The sequence below is a fragment of the Pantoea sp. X-Soil-ISGK-275 genome, from assembly GCF_059730795.1.
The window spans coordinates 111,058-129,631 of record NZ_AP035977.1 but is presented as its reverse complement, the minus strand read 5'-3'; the positions used below and the strand labels follow the sequence as shown (position 1 = coordinate 129,631).

At 56.5% G+C, this 18,574-nt stretch carries 10 protein-coding genes; 6 read left to right on the top strand and 4 right to left on the bottom strand.

The window, feature by feature from the left end:
• Positions 1 to 85: 85 nt before the first annotated feature.
• Positions 86 to 871 (bottom strand): MipA/OmpV family protein, encoded by a 786-nt coding sequence (locus AC6I8A_RS19990; protein ID WP_497819013.1) that lies wholly within the window; start codon positions 869 to 871, stop codon positions 86 to 88.
• A gap of 124 nt (positions 872 to 995) precedes the next feature.
• Between AC6I8A_RS19990 and AC6I8A_RS19985 the strand changes: the two genes are divergently transcribed.
• The 4 genes from AC6I8A_RS19985 to AC6I8A_RS19970 all read left to right on the top strand — a co-directional run bounded on the left by AC6I8A_RS19985 (position 996) and on the right by AC6I8A_RS19970 (position 7,168).
• Positions 996 to 1,691 (top strand): response regulator transcription factor, encoded by a 696-nt coding sequence (locus AC6I8A_RS19985; RefSeq protein WP_436333233.1) that lies wholly within the window; start codon positions 996 to 998, stop codon positions 1,689 to 1,691.
• A complete protein-coding gene (locus tag AC6I8A_RS19980; RefSeq protein ID WP_497819012.1) occupies positions 1,688 to 2,881 on the top strand; it encodes a sensor histidine kinase in 1,194 nt (397 codons plus the stop codon). Before AC6I8A_RS19985 ends, AC6I8A_RS19980 begins: the two co-directional genes overlap by 4 nt.
• Positions 2,882 to 2,960: 79 nt before the next feature.
• Positions 2,961 to 4,106 (top strand): efflux RND transporter periplasmic adaptor subunit, encoded by a 1,146-nt coding sequence (locus tag AC6I8A_RS19975; protein WP_265303450.1) that lies wholly within the window; start codon positions 2,961 to 2,963, stop codon positions 4,104 to 4,106.
• Positions 4,103 to 7,168 (top strand): efflux RND transporter permease subunit, encoded by a 3,066-nt coding sequence (locus tag AC6I8A_RS19970; protein ID WP_497819011.1) that lies wholly within the window; start codon positions 4,103 to 4,105, stop codon positions 7,166 to 7,168. Before AC6I8A_RS19975 ends, AC6I8A_RS19970 begins: the two co-directional genes overlap by 4 nt.
• 36 nt (positions 7,169 to 7,204) lie before the next feature.
• Here AC6I8A_RS19970 and AC6I8A_RS19965 read toward each other — a convergent pair whose 3' ends face one another.
• Entirely contained in the window at positions 7,205 to 9,904 is a 2,700-nt protein-coding gene (locus AC6I8A_RS19965; protein WP_497819010.1) for a cation-transporting P-type ATPase, read from the bottom strand.
• A 507-nt stretch (positions 9,905 to 10,411) separates the two neighbouring features.
• Between AC6I8A_RS19965 and AC6I8A_RS19960 the strand changes: the two genes are divergently transcribed.
• Together AC6I8A_RS19960 and AC6I8A_RS19955 are read left to right on the top strand one after the other, a co-directional pair.
• A complete protein-coding gene (locus AC6I8A_RS19960) occupies positions 10,412 to 11,500 on the top strand; it encodes an efflux RND transporter periplasmic adaptor subunit (protein ID WP_497819009.1) in 1,089 nt (362 codons plus the stop codon).
• On the top strand, positions 11,500 to 14,544 hold the full coding sequence (locus AC6I8A_RS19955; protein WP_497819008.1) for an efflux RND transporter permease subunit: 3,045 nt from the start codon (positions 11,500 to 11,502) through the stop codon (positions 14,542 to 14,544). The genes AC6I8A_RS19960 and AC6I8A_RS19955 overlap by 1 nt, the downstream gene beginning before the upstream one ends.
• A 69-nt stretch (positions 14,545 to 14,613) precedes the next feature.
• Here AC6I8A_RS19955 and AC6I8A_RS19950 read toward each other — a convergent pair whose 3' ends face one another.
• Together AC6I8A_RS19950 and AC6I8A_RS19945 are read right to left on the bottom strand one after the other, a co-directional pair.
• Positions 14,614 to 15,654, bottom strand: coding sequence for an AI-2E family transporter (locus AC6I8A_RS19950; RefSeq protein ID WP_256699156.1), 1,041 nt, complete (start codon positions 15,652 to 15,654; stop codon positions 14,614 to 14,616).
• Positions 15,655 to 15,771: 117 nt separating this feature from the next.
• Positions 15,772 to 18,459, bottom strand: coding sequence for a cation-transporting P-type ATPase (locus AC6I8A_RS19945; RefSeq protein ID WP_479490754.1), 2,688 nt, complete (start codon positions 18,457 to 18,459; stop codon positions 15,772 to 15,774).
• Between the last annotated feature and the right edge of the window lie 115 nt (positions 18,460 to 18,574).

Below are 18,574 nucleotides of genomic sequence, written 5' to 3'. Positions count from 1 at the left end.
AGACAGCCAGATGCACCATAGCGCAAACGCTAATAACCATCAGCAATGTCAATACGCCTTTGCCAGGATTCAACGCGTAGAGTCCCTAAAACGTATACGTCACCGCCGCTGTTGCGGTCAGCTGGTTCTGCCTAAACACAAAAGGACTGTCCGCCGCGTGATCGTCCAGCCACGTGTAACCCGCGCTCATTGCGCCGCCCCAGTGCTGCGTAAACTGATGACTCCATGTCAGGTCGGTTTCTACCCCATAAAATCCGGCTGCAGGCGAGTAAATCGTATAGCCACTTTTGTCGCTTTGACGCGCGTTGACGCCGTACCAGGTTTGCATGTAGCGCGCATCTCCAAACAGCGCGGAGGTCTGCAAGGAAAGGTTGTCTTCCTGGCTTTGCAGCGGAATCAACGTCAACGAAGTGCGATAATTTACGCCCTGGCTGGCTGTTAGGGGCAGAACGGCTTTCGCTTCCAGAATCAGCCATGGCGAGATCGCCCAACCGGCAGCAATTCCGGTGTTGAGCGTGGCATTGATTGTGCCCATGCCACGCAGCTTGTCAGAACCATCGCGCCAGTTGGAATCCTTGTCCGCCCTGCCCAGGCCATATCCCAATGTCTGCTCCAGATATAGGCCGCTGTCACTTTGCAAATCGTAGCCAACACCCTTTTGCGAATCGATGAAAAATGCGCCCTTTCGGGCCTGCACCATCGGCACCACCTGCCAGCGTTGCTTATCTGCGCCGCTGTATTTCGGCGTGGTCTGCGCGCCCACGCCCATCATCACGCCATCCTGCGCTGCGCTGTCATCGGCGCGCGTGCTGGCACTGAAACTGACCAGTAACAAACAGCCACTGTACAGCGCCTTTTTTCTGGTTATCATCGTGTCACCTCAGTTACCCATCTGTTTTTAGCCCCTTGCCCGGGCGTTACGTCACAGGTCGGAGTATCCCGAAGCAATGTCAATTAAGTGCCAGGGATTTATGAAGAAACTGTCAAGGTGAGCCATGAACAACAGACGAGTATTGGTTATTGAGGATGATGCAGACGCGGCAGACGTGCTGGAAGCCTATCTGCTACGCGAAGGATATGCCGTGGAGATTGCCGGTAATGGGCTTAGCGGACTTGAGCGCGTAGAGAAGTGGAAACCCGATCTCATTCTGCTCGACATCATGTTACCCGGCATGAACGGCACCGAGGTGCTGGCTGCCGTGCGACGCCGCGCTGACACGCCAGTGATTATGATTACCGCGATGACGGACACGCCCGACAGAATCGGCGCGCTGCGCTTAGGCGCGGATGACTACGTGGTGAAACCCTATCATCCGGGTGAAGTGGTTGCGCGCGTGCAGGCCGTGCTGCGCCGTAGCCGTGCGGCAGTTGCCGAGGATGAAGTGCTGCGCTGGCAAGCGCTGGAGGTTAATACTGCGGCGATGACCGCCGTTGTCGCGCAGTCAGAGCAGCATCCAACCCGCATTGACCTCACGCCAACCGAATTTTCTCTGCTGGTGACGCTGATGCGAGCGCCAGTGCGCGCGCTTAGCCGTCAATATCTGATCGAAACCTGTATGCCTGAAAGCGAGGCGCTGGAAAGGGTGATCGATACCCACGTCTACAATCTGCGTAAGAAGCTCGAAAACGCCGGGTTGTCAGAGATATTACTCAACGTGCGCGGCGTGGGTTACAGGTTCAGACAGCCATGAAACAGTCACCTCCTCAAACGCTGTGGCGCTGGATCTGCGTGCGTATTTTGACACTGGCCATCGTCACGGTTATTGCCGTCGCCGGGATTATGTTCCTGCGCTTTGCGCTGCAAAACCTGTGGATCATCCACCATATGCCGCCGGACATGCGCCAGGAATTTCTGACACTGCGCGCGCATCCGCAAACCAATCTGCCGCGCTTCCACGAGATCGTTGATGAACGCTGGGGTGTGCGCTACTCCGATCCTTCGGTCGGTGCCGCTGACTGGTTGATGGTGATCATCCTGATTTTCATCATTACGCCGTTTGTTGCTTTCACCGTTCTGCGCTACGCCCGTCCGCTAGCGCTGCAATTCAGCCACCTGAAAAAAACCGCTGATCGGGTATCCGAAGGGCAGTTTGGTTCATCCGCCACTATGGTAAAAAGCGCCCCGGCAGAGCTGCTGCACTTCGCGCACGACTTTAATCGCATGAGCCAGCAACTGGCGCTCTACGATCGTGAACTGCGCGCCTCGCACGTGGCGCTGGCACACGAACTACGCTCGCCGCTGACGGCCGCCATGGGTCGAATGCAAGGTCTGCTGGATGGTGTGTTTCAGCCTGAACCGCAGCAGCTGGAAATGGTCATGAAACAGTTGCGTCACATGAGCCGACTCATTGATGAGCTTCACCTGCTGTCGCTGGCCGACGCCGGGCAACTTAAGCTGGATCTGCATGTGATCAATCCGGGAGAACTGGCACGCGAGCGCGTGGCCTGGGTGCGACCGCAAGCCGAAGCCAGCGGCATGATCATTAGCGTGGTAGCAGACAGCACGCTCACCTGCCGCGCCGATCCCTTCCGGTTGGGTCAGGTTTTTAGCGTGTTGATTGAAAACGCCTTGCGCTATGGCAAACCTGCGGGCCAGTTGCAGATTATCGCCCGGGCGGTACCGGGAGGCTGCAGTATTGAATTCAGGGATGATGGCCCCGGCGTCACACCGGCGTTTCTGCCAGAGATGTTCGAACGCTTCACGCGCGGCGAATCCTCACGCGCGCGACACTCCGGCGGCAGCGGACTTGGCCTGTCGATCGCCCGCGCCATCTGCGTGGCGCACGGCGGCAGGATTAGCGCCAAACTCCCCAAAGAGGGTGGTCTCAGCCTGGCAATTTTTTTGCCTAACGTCAGTACGGAGCCGTTGTCGCGCTCTTGACAGGATCTTGACTCGCCGTACAAAGAATCTCGACAGTAAGCCGTTTTAATGGCGCCAAATCCTTGTACGGAGAGGCGCCATGACAGACTCTTTCACCGGCCTGGTCAAACAGGCCGCCAATCATCTTATCGATGCACAACGCTTAATAGCGTTGCTGCCGTTGTTGCCCTGCATGGTGGTCATCGCCTTATCGCTCACCGCCTGCGGGCCACGCGATCCCTTACCCCCGGCGCCTCCCCGGCCGGTAAAATTCATCATCGTGAAGCCTGCCACGCAAGGGCGGCAGGTGCAGATGACCGGTGATATTCACGCCCATGACGAAACATCGCTGGGTTTCAGGTTGGATGGGCGGATTCTGGCGCGATCTGCCGAAGTGGGCGACCGCGTCAACGCGGGCCAGGTGCTGGCCACGTTAGAAAGCAGCACGACCCAAAACGCGTTACAGAGTGCGATGGCTGACACCGACAGCGCACGGGCAACGGAACGCGTCGCGGCGCTGAATCTGCATCGCATGAAACAGTTGATGCCTTCCGGTGCGATTGCGCGGGCGCAGTTAGACAGCGCGCAATCCGATTGGCAATCCGCCGCTGCGCGTCTGCAGAGCAGCGAAGCCGCACTTAACAACGCGAAAGAAAATCTGCGCTGGACCCAGCTAACGGCCCCTTTTAGCGGCGTGATCACCGCCGTCAGCGCATCCGCCGGACAGGTCGTGAGCGCCGGTCAAACGGTGATGTCGCTGGCAAGCGGTACACAGCGAGATGTGGTGATGGATGTACCTTTCCCGGCGGCATTTTCCTCGCTCCCCGGCGACGCCTTTCATGTATCCCTGCTCGCTTCACCGGCGATTATCGCACAGGCGCATCTGCGCGATATCAGCCCGCAGGCTGATCCACAGACGCGTACCTGGCGGGTTCGATTAACGTTGAACGACCCGCCGCCAGCAATGCTGCTGGGTGCCAGCGTCAGCGTTGCGCTGCCAGAAAGCGATACACGCACCTTCATCCTTCCTGCATCCGTGCTGACTCGCCTGGCGGGCAAGCCGGCGGTGTTTGTGCTGGATGCACAGCGCGGCAAGGTAGCGCGCCGCATAGTGGTGATTTCCCGCTTCACCGCCAGCGAAGTCTATATCGCGAGTGGTCTCACGGCGGGCGAAAGCGTGGTCACGGCCGGCGTGAGCACATTGCGCGATGGCGAAGCGGTTTCGCTGGGAGATGAGCAGCCATGAGTGAACATTCAGCTCGCGCTAAATTCAACCTTTCCGCCTGGGCGCTAACTCATCAACAGCTGATGGCTTTTCTGATGCTGATGATCCTTGGCGCGGGCGTGCTCAGCTATCAGGCGCTGCCGCGTAACGAAGATCCTGCCTTTACTATCAAAACCGCCGTGGTCTCCGCGCAGTGGCCCGGCGCCGATCTCAACGATACGGTGCAACTTCTGACTGAACCGCTGGAGAAGAAGCTGCAGGAAGTGCCGTATCTGGATTACGTGCAGAGCGAAACGCATCCCGGCAAAACCGTTATCTTTGTGAATCTGCGAGATAGCACGCCGCCCGCCAAAGTGCAGGACATCTGGTATCAGGTGCGCAAGACAATGCAGGATGTCAGCAGCACGCTGCCTGCGGGCGTTGCGGGCCCGGCGGTCAATGACGATTTTGATGATACCTTTGGCACGATTTACGGTTTTACCGCTGAAGGATTCAGTGCACGTGAATTGCGCGATCGCGTCGAATCCATTCGCGATCGGCTGATGAGCGTGCCAGACATCGGCAAAATTGCGTTGCTCGGTGTGCAGGAGGAGCAGATTGTTGCCCGCTTTTCTCCGCGCAAACTCGCGGGTATGGGCCTGAACTTGCAGCAGGTCACCGATGCCTTGCAGGCGCAGAATGCCTTATCACCCGCCGGCGTCATTCGCACCGACAGCGATAACATCGCGCTGCGCGTCAGCGGTGCCTTCAACTCGGAACAAAGCCTGCGCGACGTGACGCTGCATCTCAACGATCGTTACATTCCCCTGACCGATATCGTCACGCTGTCGCGTGTGCCTGCCGAACCGCCAACGCCGCTTTATCGCGTCAACGGTAAGCCCGCGATTGGGCTGGCGATCTCCATGGCACCGACCGGCAATATGCTGGATTTTGGTAACGCGTTAACGGCTAAGATGTCGCAAATTGCCCGCCAACTGCCGCACGGCATTGAGGTTACAAAAGTGGCCGATCAGTCGCGGGTGGTCAGCAATGCGGTCAGTGGATTTGTGCGGGTGCTCGGCGAAGCTATCGTTATTGTGCTGGCCGTCTCTTTCGTGTCGCTCGGATTGCGCGCCGGTTTAGTGGTGGCAGCGGCAATTCCATTAGTGCTGGCGATGACGTTTACCGGCATGATGCTGGCGGGCATTGGGCTGCAACGTATTTCCCTTGGCGCGCTGATCATTGCGCTGGGCTTGTTGGTTGATGACGCGATGATCGCGGTGGAAACCATGGTCGCTAGACTTGAAGCCGGTGATTCCCGCTGGCGCGCCGCCACGGTGGCCTTTGAAACTACCGCATTTCCGATGCTCACCGGCACGCTGGTGATGATTGCCGGTTTCATTCCCGTCGGCTTCGCCGCATCCGGCGCGGGAGAATATTGCTACTCGCTGTTTGTCGTGGTGCTGATCTCGCTGCTCAGTTCCTGGGTTGTCGCGGTGCTGTTCTCTCCGTTGACCGGCAGTTGGATCCTGTCATCGAGGCCAGTTAAATCGCACGCTAAACCCGGTTTATTGCTGCGTTTTTATCGCCATCTGATTTCACAGGTCCTGCGCCATCGAAGTTTCACGCTCGGTCTGGCGGGTGCTTCGCTGATGGTCGCCATCTGGGGCATGAGCCATATGCAGGGCGAGTTTTTCCCCGCCTCCGATCGCCCGGAGCTGCTGGTCAGCCTCACGCTGCCCGCGAACGCATCGCAGGCGCGCACGCTAAGTGTGGTGGAACAGCTCGAAGCGAAACTCAGCGGCAACGCGAATATTGACCACTTCTCCTCCTACAGCGGCAGCGGCGCCGTGCGTTTTTATCTGCCGATGGACGTGCTCAACGATGATGAAAACATTGCACAGTTGGTGGTGGTGGCCAAAAATCTGACGGCGAGAGATCGGCTCAAAGCCGAACTCGACCGTCTGCTGGCACGTGAATTCAGCGATGTGGTGACGCGCGTATCGCCGCTGGAACTGGGGCCACCGGTCGGTTGGCCGATACGCTATCGCATCAGCGGGCCGCATTACGATCGGGTAAAACAGTATGCAGAAAAGCTGGCCGGCATCCTCGGGCAATCACGCGCGACGCGCAGTGTAAACATGACGGCGGGCGAGCCGGAACGCGTCATCACTTTTGTGGTGAACCAGACTGCAGCCCGTGCGGCTGGCGTCTCTTCACAGGATATCGCGCAGCTGCTGAACCGCGTGTGGTCCGGTCAAAGCGTGACGACCGTGAGAGATCATAATCGGCTGGTTGATGTAGTGTTGCGCGCCAACGATGCTGACCGGCTGGATTTGAGTAGCCTCGCTGCGCTCAAACTGACCACCGCAGCAGGCACGAAGATCGCCATCGGCCAGGTGGCGACGCTGCAGTGGGGATTGCAGGATCCGGTGATGTGGCGTCGACAGGGTTTTCCCTATGTGGTGGTACAAACGGATGTGGCGGCAGGCATGCAGGCGGAAGCCACATCCGCGCAGCTCAGTACGGCTGTTCAGCAGCTGCGCGCCGGATTAGCGCCGGGTTACACGCTTGATGAAGAGGGCACGGTTGCCGAATCCGATAAAGGTAACGGTTCGGTGTTTGCCGTATTGCCGGTGACGTTGTTTGTCATGCTAATTCTGCTGATGGTGCAGCTGCAACGAATATCGCGCATGTTGCTGGCATTGGCGATGGCGCCCTTTGGGCTTCCCGGCATTGTTTTGGCGATGCTGCCCAGCGGTACGCCGATGGGATTTGTCGCTCTGCTCGGGATGATTGCGTTAGCTGGCATGATCATCCGCAACGCGGTAATCCTGATCATGGAAGCCGATAGCAATCTGCGCGTTGGCATGTCACGCAACGATGCGTTAAGCAAAGCGGCAGAGCATCGTGCCCGCCCGATTATTCTCACCGCCTGCGCCGCGATTTTAGGCATGATTCCCATCTCGCATCAGGTATTTTGGGGGCCGATGGCCTACGCCATCATTGGTGGGTTGCTGGTGGGAACGCTGATGACGCTGACGGTGTTGCCCGCAGCGCTCAGTCTGGTGATGCAGCGTGAATCAGCGTCTTCATCTAAATGACAAAGTGTTGGCTGGCTTTACGCCAGCCAACATGACTTAACGTGCCAGACGCCAGCCGCGTGTCAGGCGCTTCTCTATCTCCACCAGCACAAAGATCCCAACACTCACCGCCAGTGAAATCAGCCAGTATTTAAACGGCAGCGGCGCGGTGCCAAACAGCGTGTTCATCAATGGTACATAGATAATCATCGCCTGCAGCGCGATAAGCACCACGGTGACCAGCCAGATGCCACGATTTTTCAGCAAGCCGGTATCCAGCGAGAATCCGTTACTGTTGCGGCAGTTCAGCATGTAAACCCACTGCGCGGTGACCAGCATCTGCAGCAGCACGGTGCGGATGAACTCCGGCGTATAGCCGCGCGGCTGAAGCCAGGCTTCCAGCACGAAGGCGCTAATCGAAATCAGCAGGCCGACGAAAATCACGCGCCAGATGGCGTAACCATCCATCACCGGACTGCGTGCGTTACGCGGCGGTCGGCGCATGATGTTGCGCTCTGCCGGTTCGAATGCCAGACCAAACGACAGCGTCGCCGAGGTCGCCATGTTCATCCACAGAATCTGCACCGGCGTTAGCGGCAGCAGGTTGCCCATCAGAATCGCAATGATGATCAGCAATCCCTGCGCGAGGTTGGTCGGCATGATAAACAGAATGGTTTTCTTCAGGTTATCGTAGACGCGTCGGCCCTCTTTCACCGCTGCCGCGATGGTGGCGAAGTTGTCATCGGCGAGGATCATATCCGCCGCCTCTTTGGTCACTTCGGTGCCTTTGATGCCCATCGCGATACCGACATTAGCCTGCTTCAGTGCAGGCGCATCATTAACGCCATCACCGGTCATACCGACGATCTCACCGCTGCTCTCCAGCGCTTTCACCAGACGCAGCTTATGCTCGGGGCTGGTACGGGCAAAGATGTCGTACTCACGCGCCGCCACGCCCAACTCGGCATCATCCATGTGCTCCAGCTGATAGCCGGTAATCGCAGAATCGCTGTTACCAATGCCCAGCATCTGGCCAATCGCCATGGCGGTTTCCGGGTGATCGCCGGTAATCATCTTCACGCGAATCCCTGCCTGCTGACAGTCGCGAATCGCGGTGATGGCTTCCGGACGCGGCGGATCCATCATGCAGGCCAGGCCCAGTATCTTCATGCCGTTGCGTAAATCATCGTGATCGATATGATGCTGCGCTTCCGGCAGCCAGCGCCACGCGGCGGCAACGGTGCGCAACCCTTCGCTGGCGTAGGTGGTGATCGCCGCTTCCCAGTAGCCGCGATCAATCACTTCCGCTTCGGTTGCGCCCTGCTGCTGCTGACACAGCGACAGCAACACATCGGGCGCGCCGGTCATCAGCAGGCACGGTTTGCCATCAATCAGGCAGCTCACCGCCATGTATTTGTAGGCAGAATCAAACGGCAACTTGCTCAGAATCTGCACATTGTCACTCTGAATGCCCGCCTTGGCCGCCAGCACTTTCAGCGCGCCTTCGGTTGGGCCACCAACGATGTCCCAGTTGCCGTTGGCATCCTGACGCAGCTGGCTTTCGTTACAGATATCCACCACCTGCAAAAAGCCCTGCATCAGCGCATCGCTTTGCTGACCCGCTTCAAGGGTGAACTCACCTTTGGGTTCGTAACTGTTGCCGCTGATGCGCCACTGGCTGTTTGCCAGCACCACCGCTTTCACCGTCATCTCGTTCATGGTCAGCGTGCCGGTTTTATCCGAGCAGATCACCGTCATGGCACCGAGCGTTTCTACGGTCGGCAACTTACGAATGATGGCGTGATTACGCGCCATCGACTGCACGCCGAGCGACAGAATGATCGAGATAATCGCCGGTAAACCTTCCGGCACCGCCGCCACCGCCAGGCTGATCACCGACAGCAGCAGCTCCGTCACCGCGATGTCGCGCAGCAGATAACCAAACACGAACAGCGCAATCATCATCAGCATAATGATGGCGAAGATGGCTTTACCGAGCTTGTCGATCTGCACCAGCAGCGGGGTTTTCGCCTCCTCAATCGAGGAGATCATCGCATTGATGTGACCCAGCTCGGTGTCGCCGCCGGTGGCGATCACCACGCCCAGCGCGGTACCTGAACTGACGGTGGTGCCGGAATAGGTCAGATTCAGGCGATCGCCGAGCGCTTTTTCGCCCTCAAGCGCCACGGTGTTTTTTGACACCACCGTTGATTCGCCGGTCAGGATTGCCTCTTCGACGCGCAGGTTATGCACCTCGAACAGACGCAAATCCGCCGGGATCTTATCGCCAGGACGCAGCATCACCACATCGCCCACCACCAGATCCTGCGTGGCGACGGTGATCTGCTGGCCGTCGCGCAGCACCATGGCATCGCTCGACATCATGTTCTGGATGCTTTTCAGCGACTTTTCGGCGTTGCTCTCCTGAATGAAGCCGATCATGGCGTTGATCACCGCCACGCCGAGAATCACAAAGGTATCCACCCAGTGGCCCATTACCGCCGTGATCACCGCCGCAGCCAGCAGGATATAGATCAGCACATCTTTGAAATGCGCCAGAAAACGCATCAGCAGTGATTTTTCCGCTTTCTGCGGCAGCACGTTCGGCCCGTTGGCGTTGAGCCGTTGCTGGGCGTCGGTGGTGCTCAACCCCGCAGGTGAGCTGTTTATTGCGTTAAATACCGCAGCGTTATCCTGCTGATAATAGGGTCGCGCGGATGCCTCCGGACGTTTTGGCTGAATAGGAATAACAGTCATAATTAACCCCGTGCTAATGAATTGAAAATAAAAAAGCGTGCGAAAATAAGAAAAACATTTTAATTATATTTTCCCGAAGCATACTGACCGTGGTCATGTTTTTACCGATTCAGAAGTGTGATGCTAATAGTGACAGCACTGATTGCGCAGGGTTATTATTTAAACGCAAATAGAAAGAGTGCGTAACGCATATTAATTTTAGTTTCATCTCGGAATCTATTATTCATAGGGAGAATTATTATGAATAAAATACATAACCTGACAATACCGATGATTATCTCCTTTATTATCATTGCGGTATCCTCAGCTACCGCCATCGGCTTACTCTCTTACCATGTGGTTTCGCGCATGGTGGCATAATTGATTTCGCCATGCACAGCTAAATTAAACCAAGGTTAAACACACAAAATTCATTTCCTCTAATGGCCCTTATTTTGCTGAGGGTCATTATTCCCTCCTTCAGACAATGGCATATTCCCGCCCTTTCTCTCTTATTGAGGCTGGGGCATGAATAATTGGCCAGTGCTGGGCGCACTTCTAATTTGTTTGGTTTTGATCGGTTGTGACAATAAAAGCGGTGATGAAATCAGCGCACCGCGCGTAATTAAAGCGCTAACGCTGACGGAAAATACCACAGAAAAAGTCAGGATATTCCCGGCGCGTATTTCAGCGGGCGATTACACCGAACTGGCCTTTAAGCGTACCGGCCGACTGGCACAGTTGCAGGTACGTGAAGGCAGCCATGTTAAGGCTGGCGAGGTGATTGGCCGACTGATCGATACCGATGCGCAGCTGCGGGTCAACGATCAGCAGAACAAATTCCTGCTGGCAGATCGCCAGTATCAACGCTTCAGTGCGCTGGCAACGCGCAGTGCGGTTTCGCAGGCGGATAGGGATGTGCAAAAGGCGAATCGCGACTCCGCTGCAGTGGCGCTCAACATCGCCAAAGAGGAGCTGGATTATCACACCTTGCGCGCCCCCTTTGACGGCATCATCACCAGCGTGGCATCGCAAAATCATCAGGTGGTCGCCGCTGGACAAACGGTGGCGGTGATTAGCCGCAACAATGTGCTGGATGTGATTTTCAGCGTGCCGGAAAACCTGTTCACCAGCCTCGACGTGCAGAACGTAAGTTATCAGCCAGAGATCAGCCTGAATGCGCTGCCGGGCCGGACGTTTCGCGCAGCATATAAAGAGCATCGCGCAGAAGCTGATGCCGCCACGCTAACCTGGCAAGTGGTGCTGACCATGCCGCGCCCGACGGATTTACCGCAGGTCAGCGGCTTGAGTGGTACGGTGAAAGTGCAAATGCATAATCTGCCCACTTCCGATGGCACGCCACTGCTGCGCGTGCCCGCCAACGCGGTGTTTAACCCGGATCACAGCCTGCCGAATCAGCCTTACGTGTGGCTGGTGAGCGGTGAAGGCGATGCGCTTAACGTTCAGCAGCAGCCGGTGGTGGTGGGAAAACTCAACGCGCAGGGCATCGAAATTCTCTCCGGCTTGAAAGTGGGCGATCGCATTGTGGTGGCGGGCGTCAGCGATCTGCGTGATGGTCAGGCGGTGCGCCTGTGGACACGCGAGCGAGGTCTGTAATGCGACTGCTGGAACAGTTTCTCAAATATCCGATTCGCAGCTGGCTGGTGATCCTGCTGCTCGGCGTGGGCGGTATTTTTGCGCTACTCAATATTGGCCGCCTGGAAGATCCGCTTTTCACCATCAAATCGGCGGTGATCGTGACGCACTATCCCGGCGCATCGGCGCAGCAGGTGGAAGAGGAAGTCACGCTGCCGCTGGAGAACGCCTTGCAGCGTTTGCCATCGCTCGACAACGTCAGTTCGATCTCCAGCAACGGCTTGTCGCAGATCACCGTTACGATTCACAGCCACTATCGCGCCGATGACTTGCCTCAGGTGTGGGATGAACTGCGTCGCCGCGTTGACGATGCCACGCGCCAGTTTCCGCCCGGCGTCAGCGCACCGCTGGTGAATGACGACTTCGGCGATGTGTACGGCTACTTCTTTACCCTGTCGGGCGAGCACTTCACCAATAGCGAGCTGCGTACCTACGCCGATCAGCTGCGGCGTGAACTGAATCTGGTGCCCGGCGTGGCGAAAGTGGCGATTGCCGGTATCGAGCAGGAGCAGGTGAATATCACGCTCTCCAGCCAGAAGATGGCGGCACTGGGTGTGACGCCGCAGCGCGTGGCCGCCCTGCTCAATAGCGTTAATGCCGTTTCCGATGCGGGCCAGATTCGCCTCGGTAATGAAGCCATCCGTTTCCATCCCACCGGCGAATTTCAGTCGCTGGACGAAATCGGCGCGCTACCCATCTCTGCGCCCGGCAGCAGCCAGCAAGTGTTGCTGCGCGATATCGCCACGCTCAGCTATGGCGTGACCGACCAGCCGGGCAATCTCTATCACGCGAACGGCAACGCCGCGCTGGCGATGGGCGTTTCCTTTGCGCCTGGCGTCAACGTCATCGACGTCGGCGAGGCGTTAAGCGCCAAAATCCAGCAGCATCAGCAGGCCAAACCGCTCGGCATCGATCTGAATGTGTTTTATAACCAGGCGCAGGAAGTGAAGCAGTCGGTGGATGGCTTCATCAATAACTTCCTGATGGCATTGGCGATTGTGGTGGGCACGCTGCTGCTGTTTATGGGTGTCCGCAGCGGCATGGTGATCGCCGCCTCGCTGGCGCTCAATGTGCTGGGCACGCTGTTGATCATGTATCTGTTCAAGCTCGAGCTGCAGCGCGTATCGCTGGGTGCGCTGATTATCTCACTCAGCATGCTAGTGGATAACGCCATCGTGGTGGTGGAAGGCATTAAAGTCGATCGTCAGCGCGGTAAGCCGCTGCAACAGGCGATGATGCAGATGGTAAAACGCAGCGCGCTGCCGCTGCTCGGCGCTACGGTGATCGCCATCATTGCCTTCGCACCGATTGGGTTATCGCAGGATTCCACCGGCGAATACTGTCAATCGCTGTTCCAGGTGCTGCTGATTTCTCTGTTGCTCAGCTGGATCACCGCGCTGACGCTGACGCCGGTATTCGTGCAGTGGATGGATGGTCGTCAGGCGATCAGCAAGGATACCACGCAGCCGTATCAGGGCGTACTGTTCCGCCTGTATCGCCGTGTGCTCACCACGCTGATGCGCTTCCGCATTACCACGTTGGTGCTGATGGTCGCGTGTCTGGCCGCCTCGATCTATGGCTTCGGTTACGTGAAGCAGAACTTCTTCCCTGCCTCCAATACGCCGATTTTATTTACCGATCTGTGGCTGCCGTATGGCACCGATATCCATTACACCGCGCAAACCGCGCGCGAAATTGAAGGCTGGATCAACCAGCAGCCAGGCGTCACCAGCACCGTGACCACCATCGGTCAGGGCGCAATGCGGTTTACGCTGACCTACGATGCGACACGTCAGTATAGTAATTACGGACAGATTATGGTGCGCGTGCAGGACGCGAAGCAGCTGGAAACGCTGGCGCAGCAGACCGAGCAGCACATCCGCGATCATTTCCCTCACGTAACGGAGCGCATCAAACGCATCAATTTCGGCAGTGCCAGCGACAGCGCGATTGCGTTACGCGTCACCGGCCCCGATCCCATTATGCTGCGACAGATTGCCAGCCAGATAGACGACATTTTCCTCGCCGAAGGCAGCGCATTTCACCCGCGTAATGACTGGCAGGCGCGCAGTAAAGTGATCCGTCCGCAGTATTCGCCGCTGCGCGGTCAGGAGCTGGGCGTGGACAAGCGCGATATCGACCGGGCGCTGCGTATCAACTTCAGTGGCGATAGCGTTGGCTTACTGCGCGAAGGCTCACGCATGATGCCGATCATGCTGCAAACCTCAGAACATGAGCGGCAGAATATCGATCATCTTGGCAATATTCAGGTATGGAGTCAGGCGCAGCAGCGCTATGTGCCGCTGGCCAATCTGGTGAGTGATTTCCAGCTGGAATGGGAAGACCCGCTGATTATGCGTCGCGACCGCATGCGCGTCTTGACGGTGCAAACCGATCCCGATCCCGCCAGCGGCCGCACCGCCGCAGAGATTGTGGCGCGCGTGCAGCCGGCCATCGATCAGTTGAGCTTGCCCGCTGGCTATCATCTGGAATGGGGCGGCGAGCTGGAGAGTTCCCGTGATGCCCAAAGCGGCCTGCTCGGATCGCTGCCGTTAGGTTTCCTCGCGATGTTTGTGATTACCGTGCTGATGTTTAATTCGCTGCGTGATGCGCTGGCGATCTGGATTACCGTGCCGCTGGCGTTGATTGGCGTCACCTGCGGCTTCCTGCTCACCGGCATTCCTTTTGGTTTTATGGCGTTGATCGGTTTGCTGAGTTTGTCGGGCATGTTGATTCGTAACGGCATCGTGCTGGTTGAGGAGACGCGCCAGCTGGCGCGGCATCAGCCGTTGCAGCAAGCGATTCTCGATGCCGCAACCTCGCGTCTGCGCCCGATTCTGCTCACCGCCTTCACCACCGTGCTCGGCCTGTTACCGCTGCTGCGCGATGTGTTTTTCCAGAGCATGGCGGTAGTGATTATTTTCGGTCTGGGATTCGCTACGGTGCTAACGCTGCTGGTGTTGCCAGTGCTGTATCAGAGTTTTTATCCGGATAAGAAGGTTTGATGCTTGGGGTTGAGGTCGCCATAAATGGCGACCCTACAAAAGCGAGATCGGTGTTCGTAGGGTCGCCATTTATGGCGACCTTTTTGAAATATGCTCTCCCTGCTTTTCGTTTCCTGCACTCGCCAGCAATATCTTTTTCAACATAAACGTCAGCGGAATCGCCAGAATTGCGCCGATGATGCCCAACAGCGATTGCCAGACAAGAAATGCCAACAGCTGTGTGGTGAGCGCCATATTTAATCGTTTGCCCAATAATAGCGGTTCAATCACTGAACTCAGGATTAAATTCAGTGCCACAAAGAACAGCGCGACCACCAATGCAGTTTGGATATCGTACAGCATATAACTTTGCAGCACGGGCGGGATCGCCGCCATAAATGAACCCAGCACCGGAATATAGTTGAAAACAAACATCAACACGCCCCAGAAAAAGGCGAACTTCAGACCAAGAAGATGCGCGCCAGCCCAAACAATAATGCCGCCGACAATACTGGTCAGGGTTTTTACCTGGGCATAAACGATAACGCTTTGCACGCCCTCTTCAAGCGCCACGTAATAACGCTGATATTTTCCTTCAGCCTGCTTGCGTAACAGGGTTTTCAAATTTTTCATTTCATACAGCATGAAAAACAGCATCAGAAATACCATCAGCCACCAGGAAAGAATGCTCGGTATTTGCGTGAGGAAACCAGTGACAAAGCGCACCACCGCACCCGCATCGACAAACGCCAGCATGTCGTTGGGCGTCAAAACAATGCCCAGATGACTAAACGTCTGCGTCACCGGGTCGAAGCGTTCGGCCAGTAGCTGGGGTGCCTGGCGGCTGAGCTGAATTAAATCGGGGGTTAATACCGTGAGCTTGATGATGGTGAACACAATCACCAGTAACAGCAGCACAATCACCAGCAAGGATGAGAGTAAACGCGGCACGCGTTTTGTTTCCAGCCGACTGATTAATGGGTCGAGCATTATCGCCAGAAACAGCGACAGCATCACCTGATTAATTAACGCTGATGCCAAATAAATACCGGTCAGAATTATGGTCAGCGTGGCGAGAATTAACAGTACGCGCAAAAGTCTTGACCATAAAGGAAACTCGTTCAATCCCATCATTAAGATCCTTCATCCTATACACAATGTATTATAGAGAAAAACCTGTGTGCTGGGCCTTGTTTGAGGTCAAAAACATTCAGGCCGTGATTGCTCCGGCCTGAATGTCACGCGCAATTAATTGATTCTGAATCTCCGCGTTAATGGTTTTTCAATTTCGACAATTAAAAACATCACGAAGCCAATTATCAGAGTAATAATCCAGTAGCGTAACGGTAGCGCGGTGGTGCCAAACAGCAGTTGCATAAAGGGCGCGTAAATAATCAGCAATTGCAAAACTAACAGCACGCCGCTGACAATCCAGATGCCCTTATTCATCAGCAAACCTTTGCTCAATGAGAAGCCGTCAGACACACGGCAGTTCAGCATATAGAACCACTGCGCTGTCACCAGCGTTTGTAATAACACTGTACGGATAAATTCCGGCGAATAGCCGCGCGGTTGCAGCCAGGCTTCCAGCACGAAGGCGCTGATGGCAATCATCGAACCAACAAAAATCACGCGCCAGATGGCGAAACCATCCATCACATGCAATTTGGGATCGCGTGGCGGACGACGCATGATGTTGGGTTCACCCGCTTCAAATGCCAGGCCAAAAGAGAGCGTGGCGGAGGTCGCCATGTTCATCCACAGAATCAATACCGGCGTCAGCGGAATTAAGTTACCGGCCAGCAGGGCAATGATGATCAGCAAGCCCTGCGCGAGGTTGGTTGGCATGATGAACAAAATGGTCTTTTTCAGGTTGTCATAGACACGCCGCCCTTCACGCACCGCGCTGGCAATGGTGGCAAAGTTGTCGTCGGTTAACACCATATCGGCCGCTTCTTTGGTCACTTCGGTGCCTTTAATCCCCATGGCGATACCGACATCGGCCTGCTTCAGCGCAGGCGCATCGTTAACGCCATCGCCGGTCATCCCGACCACCTCTTTCTTGCTCTGTAGCGCCTGCACCAAGCGGAACTTATCTTCCGGGCTGGTGCGGGCAAAGATGTCGTACGCCTGCGCCGCCTCGCCGAGTTGGTGTTCGTCCATTACTTCCAATTCGCGTCCGGTAATGGCGGTACTGGCGTTACCGATCCCCAGCATCTGCCCAATACTCATCGCCGTTTGCGGATGGTCGCCGGTGATCATCTTGACGCGAATCCCGGCTTGCAGGCAGTCGCCAATCGCGGTGATGGCTTCGGGTCGTGGCGGATCCATCATCCCAGCGATGCCGAGCAGAATCATACCCTGCTGCAGATCCTGATGCGTCAGTTCACTTTGCCCTGGCGTGGCCGGTTTCCAGGCCGCCGCCACCATGCGTAATCCCTCGCGCGCATACTCTTCAATTTTGGCTTCCCACCACGCCAGATCGATCGGTTGCAGCCCGGCTTCGGTTTGCTGCTGCTGACAATGCCTGAACAGCACGTCCGGCGCGCCGGTCAACAATACGCACTCTTCATCGCCGATCAGATAGTGCGTCGACATATATTTGTATTGCGAATCGAAGGGGATTTTATTGCGCAGTTCGGTGGTAACTGAAGGCAGATGTCCTTTGGCGGCCAGCACTTTGAGCGCGCCTTCGGTCGGGCCGCCGGTGATTTTCCACAGGCCGCTTTCATCTTTGATCAGCTGGCTGTCGTTACACAGATCGATGGTGCGCAGATAGCGCTCCAGTATCGAACCCTGTGCCACTTTCACCGGCACGGTGTCATCGGCTTTATGGATGGCGCCCACCGGTTCATAGCTGACGCCATCAACGCGGTAGATCTGATCGGCGGTGATAATCGCTTTCACCGTCATTTCATTCATGGTCAGCGTGCCGGTTTTATCCGAGCAGATCACCGTCATCGCGCCCAGCGTTTCCACGGTCGGCAGCTTGCGGATGATCGCCTGCTGCTTCGCCATGGTTTGTACGCCAAGCGACAGAATGATCGAGATAATCGCCGGTAATCCTTCAGGAACAGATGCCACCGCGAGGCTAATCAGTGACAGCATCAGCTCGGAAACCGGCATATCGCGGAACAGCAAGCTGAAGACAAACAGCGCGGCCATCATCGCCAGGATGATCAGGAAAATCGCTTTGCCGAGTTTATCCATTTGCACCAATAGCGGTGTGCGGTGCTTTTCGATGTCGGACATCATCTGGTTGATGTGGCCAAGTTCCGTGGCGCCGCCGGTGGCGATCACCAGCCCTTTTCCGCCGCCCGAACTGACGGTGGTACCGGAGAACAGCAGATTGGTGCGGTCGCCGAGCGGCAGCTCGCCGGTCAGCGCGTCCGTGCCCTTCTCGACCACGGTGGATTCGCCGGTCAGAATCGCTTCTTCAACGCGCAGGTTATGCGCCTCAATCACGCGCAGATCCGCCGGAATGCGGTCGCCGGCGCGGATCACCACCACATCACCCGGCACCAGTGCAGTGGTGGGCAGCGTTTCGTGATTGCCGGCGCGGATCACCACGGTTTCGCTGGAGAGCATATTGCGAATACTTTGCAGGGATTTCTCCGCGTTGCTCTCCTGAATATGTCCAATCAGGGCATTCACCACCGCGACACCAAGGATCACCAGCGTATCGACCCAGTGTCCCATTACGGCAGTCAGCAGCGCGGCGGCGAGCAGAACATAGATGAGAACATCGTTAAAGTGGGCGAGAAAACGCAGCCAAACCGGCTTGCCGGGTTTCTGTGGCAGAGCATTTTCCCCGTACTGTGTTAAGCGCGCCGCCGCTTCAGCACTACTGATTCCCTCGCTGGAACTTTGCGTACTGGCCAGCGTTTCATCGACAGAAAGTTGATAATAGGTACTTTCCGGTTTAGCAGTATTCATCGCTTTCTCCTCAAATCCTGTTTCGGAAATCAAGGCGGTGATATCCCGTGATTAACAAGTCGCCATTGAACGAAAAGATCAGACCTGACTTACCCGTCGAGTGAAGCGGTCCGTT